The 5,347-nt window shown below is 59.8% G+C and carries 6 protein-coding genes; all 6 read right to left on the bottom strand.

Features of this window, described 5'->3' with window-relative positions; all coding sequences use genetic code 11:
- Positions 1–39 precede the first annotated feature (39 nt).
- Positions 40–369: a cytochrome o ubiquinol oxidase subunit IV gene (gene cyoD, locus ACE04F_RS18870; RefSeq protein ID WP_434571998.1), complete on the bottom strand. Its 330-nt coding sequence runs from the start codon at positions 367–369 to the stop codon at positions 40–42.
- Positions 370–984, bottom strand: coding sequence for a cytochrome o ubiquinol oxidase subunit III (gene cyoC, locus ACE04F_RS18865; RefSeq protein ID WP_486109046.1), 615 nt, complete (start codon positions 982–984; stop codon positions 370–372).
- A 3-nt stretch (positions 985–987) separates the two neighbouring features.
- The gene (cyoB, locus tag ACE04F_RS18860; protein ID WP_486109044.1) at positions 988–2,961 is read right to left on the bottom strand and encodes a cytochrome o ubiquinol oxidase subunit I; all 1,974 of its coding nucleotides are present in this window, start codon (positions 2,959–2,961) and stop codon (positions 988–990) included.
- 3 nt (positions 2,962–2,964) lie between these two features.
- Positions 2,965–3,897 (bottom strand): ubiquinol oxidase subunit II, encoded by a 933-nt coding sequence (gene cyoA, locus ACE04F_RS18855; RefSeq protein WP_486109042.1) that lies wholly within the window; start codon positions 3,895–3,897, stop codon positions 2,965–2,967.
- Positions 3,898–3,911: 14 nt separating this feature from the next.
- Positions 3,912–4,154, bottom strand: coding sequence for an HP1242/YdcH family protein (locus tag ACE04F_RS18850; protein ID WP_486109040.1), 243 nt, complete (start codon positions 4,152–4,154; stop codon positions 3,912–3,914).
- A 164-nt stretch (positions 4,155–4,318) separates the two neighbouring features.
- Positions 4,319–5,206 carry an MBL fold metallo-hydrolase gene (locus ACE04F_RS18845; protein WP_486109038.1) on the bottom strand — a complete coding sequence of 296 codons (888 nt, stop codon included), beginning with the start codon at positions 5,204–5,206 and terminating at the stop codon, positions 4,319–4,321.
- Positions 5,207–5,347 lie beyond the last annotated feature (141 nt).

Below are 5,347 nucleotides of genomic sequence, written 5' to 3'. Positions count from 1 at the left end.
CCCCCCCCCCCCCCCCACAAAGGCGGTTCGCAGGGCGAGTCAGTGCGCCAGCATGTTGTGATGCACGCTGTACATGATCCACAGCGACAGCCCCACCAACAGCGCAATCACCACGGTCGAGAACACCAGTGCCGTGAGGTTCCAGCGTTGTTGCGGTGAGAAGTTCAGGTGCAGGAAATAGATCAGGTGCACGACGATCTGGATCACCGCAAAGATCGCCACGATCCCGGCCGTCATGGGCTTGGGCAATGTGGGATACATCACCAGGGCGAACGGAATGACGGTGAGGATGACCGACAGAACGAACCCGGTGAGGTAGGATTTTGCGCTGCCGTGGCTGGCATCGACGCTGCTCTGATGACTGCTCATTTACATCACTCCAAACAGATAGACCACGGTAAACACACAGATCCAGACCACGTCGAGGAAGTGCCAGAAAAGGCTCAGGCAGCCCAGGCGGGTGGCGTTGACGGTAGTCAGGCCGTTGCGTTGCACCTGGAACATCAACACGGCCATCCACAGCAGCCCCGTGGCGACGTGCAGGCCGTGAGTACCCACCAGCGTGAAGAAGCCGGTGAGAAAGGCGCTGCGGCTGGGGCCGTAGCCTTCGGCGATGAGTTTCTGGAACTCATGGATTTCCATGCCGATGAACGCCAGGCCAAGGCCAAACGTTAGCCCGAGCCAGGCCAATACCTTTTGCTTGTGCCCGGCGCTCAGCGCGAGCATGGCGAAGCCGTAGGTGATGCTGCTGAACAGCAGGATGAAAGTTTCCGTGAGGACGTAGGGCAACTCGAAGATATCGGCCGCGCCGGGCCCACCGGCGACGCTCTGGCCGAGTACCGCATAGGTCGCGAATAACGTCGCGAACAGAATGCAGTCGGTCATCAGGTAGATCCAGAACCCGAACAGGGTCATGGAGCTCGCGTCCGAATGCCCGTGTTCGGATTCCGGCGCGGTGGCGTGTGGCTGAACGAGATTGGACATGGGTCAAGCCTCCGCCAGTGCCTTGATACGTTGGTTTTCGATGCGCGCCACTTCTTCGGCGGGCACGTAGTAATCGATGTCGTCATCGGCGCTGCGCCAGATCACCCCACCGATGGTCGCGACCAGCCCGACGATGGCCAACCACCATATGTGCCAGACCAGGGCGAAGCACATGATCAGGCTGAACAGGCTGATGACCAGGCCCATGGCGGTGTTGCGCGGCATGTGGATGGCTTGGAAGTCGGCTTCGACGGCGGTCTTCTGGCCGCGCTCCTTCATGCCCCAGTAGGCGTCGATGCCCTCGACCACCGGCTGTTGGGCGAAGTTGTAGAACGGCGGCGGCGAGGCGGTGGACCATTCCAGGGTGCGACCGTCCCACGGGTCGCCTGTCAGGTCGCGGTTCTGGTGACGCTGGCGAATGCTGAAATAGAACTGCAGGATCTGGCAGACCACGCCGCAGAGGATGATGCCGACACCGAACAACTCCAGTTCCAGCCAGGGCCGCCACTCGGGCACGTCGAAATGGTTGAGGCGCCGGGTCATGCCCATGAAGCCTAGGAAGTAGGACGGCATGAAGGCGAAGTAGAAGCCGATGATCCAGCACCAGAACGCCGCCCGGCCCAGGCGATCGTGGAGCTTGAAGCCGAAAGCCTTGGGGAACCAGTAGGTCAGGCCACACAGGTAGCCGAACACAGCGCCGCCGATGATCACGTTATGGAAGTGCGCGATCAGAAACAGGCTGTTGTGCAACAGGAAATCCGCCCCAGGCACCGCCAACAGCACGCCGGTCATGCCGCCGATGCTGAAGGTAACGATGAAGCCGACCGTCCACAGCATCGGCGTTTCGAAGCGCACGCGCCCGCGATACATGGTGAACAGCCAGGTGAATATCTTCACCCCGGTGGGCACGGCGATGATCATGGTCATGATGCCGAAGAACGCGTTGACGCTCGCCCCCGAGCCCATGGTGAAGAAGTGGTGCACCCAGACGATGAACGACAGGATGGTGATGACAATCGTCGCCCACACCAGCGAGTGATAACCGAACAGGCGCTTGCGGCTGAAGGTGGAGGCCACCTCGGAGAAAATACCGAACGCCGGCAGAATCAGGATGTACACCTCCGGGTGGCCCCAGGCCCAGATGAGGTTGACGTACATCATCGGGTTGCCGCCCAGCTCGTTGGTGAAGAAGTGCATGTCCAGGTAGCGGTCGAGGCTCAGCATGAGCAGCGTCGCGGTGAGGATCGGGAATGACGCCAGGATCAGCACAGCCGTGCACAGTACCGTCCAGGTAAACACCGGCATGCGGAAAAGGGTCATGCCCGGCGTACGCATTTTCAGGATGGTGACGAAGAAATTCACCCCGGTGAGCAACGTCCCGACGCCGGATATCTGCAATGACCATATGTAGTAGTCCACCCCGACCCCGGGGCTGTAGGACAAGCCGGATAACGGCGGATAGGCGACCCAACCGGTGCGCGCAAACTCACCGACCGCCAGGGAGATATTCACCAGCATCGCGCCGGCCACGAACAGCCAGAAACTCAACGCATTGAGGAACGGGAACGCCACGTCGCGGGCGCCGATCTGCAACGGCACGACGATGTTCATCAAGCCGACCACCAGCGGCATTGCCATGAAAAAGATCATAATCACGCCGTGGGCAGTGAAGATCTGGTCGTAGTGTTCCGGTGGCAGGTAACCTGGCGAACCGTCGGACGCCATGGCCTGTTGCGTGCGCATCATGATCGCGTCGGAGAAACCGCGCAGCAGCATCACCAGCGCCACGACGATGTACATCACGCCGATGCGCTTGTGGTCCACCGAGGTAAACCACTCTTTCCACAGATAGGTCCATTTGCGGTAGTAGGTGATGGCGCCCATGCCAGCCAAGGCGACCAGCCCTACCACCGCCAGCGTCCACATGATGATCGGCTCATCCGTCGGGATCGCCTCAAGCGTCAGTTTTCCAAACATGTCTTACTCCTGCGCTGATCTTTGAGTCCCGACGGGAGACTCGATGCTGCCCTGCATGTCGTGCATGCGATGCTCGACTTCACGGGAACGATTCATGCCTTCGTATTTGTCGATGATGCTCTGGAACAAGTCCGGCTGGACCGATGCGTAATGTTCAATCGGGTGCTTGAACGTCGGCTTGGCAAGTCGGGCATAACTGTCCTTGTCCAACCGTCCTTGCCCCGCCCGCACGTCGGCGACCCACTTGTCGAAGCCCGCCGCATCGGTGGCGAGTGTCCGAAAGTGCATGTCGGAAAATCCCGGCCCGTTGTAGTTGGCGGCGATGCCCCGGTACTCCCCAGCCTCGTTGGCGACCAGGTGCAGTTGGGTCTGCATGCCGGCCATGGCGTAGATCTGCCCGCCCAGCGCCGGGATGAAAAACGAGGTCATGGCACCGTCCGAGGTCACGCGAAAGTTCACCGGTGTGTCCAGCGGCATGGCCAGTTCGTTGACCGAGGCAATGCCCAGCTCCGGATAGATGAACAGCCATTTCCAGTCGGTCGCGATGACCTGCACCACCAGCGGCTTGACGTCCGAATCCAGCGGTCGATACGGATCCAGCGCATGGGTCGACTTCCAGGTGACCACACCGAGAATGATGATGATCACCAGCGGGACGCCCCAAACCACCGTTTCGATCTTGCGTGAATGCGCCCACTCCGGTGTGTACTTGGCCTTGGTATTGGAGGCGCGGTACTTCACAGAAAAGACAAATGCCATGACGATGACCGGTACCACCACCAGCAACATCAATAGCGTCGAGAGAATGATCAAGTTGCGTTGATCAACGCCGACCTGTCCCTTGGGATTGAACAACACCATGTCGCAACCACCGAGCAACAGCATCCCGCCGACCAGCAACAACCTTGATAGATGCCAAGGCAGTCGAGTTCGCATGTCTTACGCTTCGCTTATTGAGTGTCTGTCAGTTGCCGAGCGATCCTGTCTTTGATCGACAGGCGCTGTTCCTTGAGTCTGCGGATGTCATCGTCCTCGACGTTGCCCGCCGATATCGATTCGGCCGCCAGGACCTGGTTATCCACGTCTGTGTATTCGTCCAGCAGCCGATCAAGTTCCGGGTCTTGCTGGCGACGCTCCTGGACCGTCTCTTTGCTGCAATTCAAATCCTGGTAGAGATCATGAGAAGCAGGCATGGCCATCTCCTTTTAGCAGTGTTGTTGGGTACACGATTTTTAGAATTGGCGTCTCCGGCGAAGTTGAGAGAAACATCTGGAAACGGTGACGAACGGCATCCTCGACAAAAAAAAAGCCCACGAGACGTGGGCAAAAGGGAAAGCTGTTGTTCCGCCTGACCGGCTCAGGATGATTGTTTACCCGCGGCCGGCGACGTTGCGGTGGAGTCCACCCGGACCGTGTGCGCCTGGTTTACCGCCCGCTCCCATTCCCTGGCATCGTGACTGCAAAAAATCTCGACTTGCCCGTTCTGGACTCGCGCCAACTCGCGAAGGCGATCCTGATTGCGCATCCGTGCCGAACGGTAGGTGTCCATCATGTATTGATAAAACCTCAGCCCCGGCGGGCAATGGCGCTCGGGCTGATGAACTTCGTCATGGAAAAAATAGGCGTCACCGGCGTGCAGCAACCAACCGTCCGGGGTGCGCAGGGCAATCCCGGCATGCCCGGCGGTGTGCCCCTGAAGCGGCACCAGGAAAATGTCCTCTTCTTCGGCGCCGATCAGCGCGCGCACCGAATCGAAGCCGAACCAGGTGTCACCTTCCGGAGCGTAGAACTCCCAGCTATCGACGCCCTGCCATTGCCGTGCCTGGAACCGTCGCCGACTTATCCAGGTGTCAGCGCTGCGGGCCGTCGCCATCTCGTCGCGCATCACATGTACCCGGGCCTGGGGAAAATCCTGGAGCCCGCCGGCGTGGTCGAAATCCAGGTGCGTCAGCAGGATGTGCCGTACATCGTTGGCATCAAATCCCAGGCGCCGCACCTGCTCCAACGCCGTGAGGCGGTGCTCGAACTGGATGTTGTTGAACACCCGAAAGAATCGGCTCAGCCGTTGCGGTGTCTGCACATCTCGCTGGCCGAAGCCGGTATCCACCAGGACCAGGCCATTGGTGTCGGTTTCAATCAACAGGCAATGACACACCAGGCACGCCGTCAGCCCCCGGCTATAGCCATCGAACAGCGCCCCGCCCACCGGGCACATGCAACCGCAGTTCAGATGGTGGATACGCATGGAGGCCTCCTGTCACGAATGGCGTGCCGGTCTGTGTTTTTACCGGACTCTTTGAAATCGACAGGAAGGAGAAAGGCGCAATTCCGCAAAGGCGACAGGCGGTGGGTATGCCAGGCCAAACATACCCTGTGGGAGCGAGCC

The sequence above is a fragment of the Pseudomonas sp. AGC41 genome (assembly GCF_057334555.1).
This window is presented reverse-complemented; position numbering and strand designations above follow the sequence as displayed.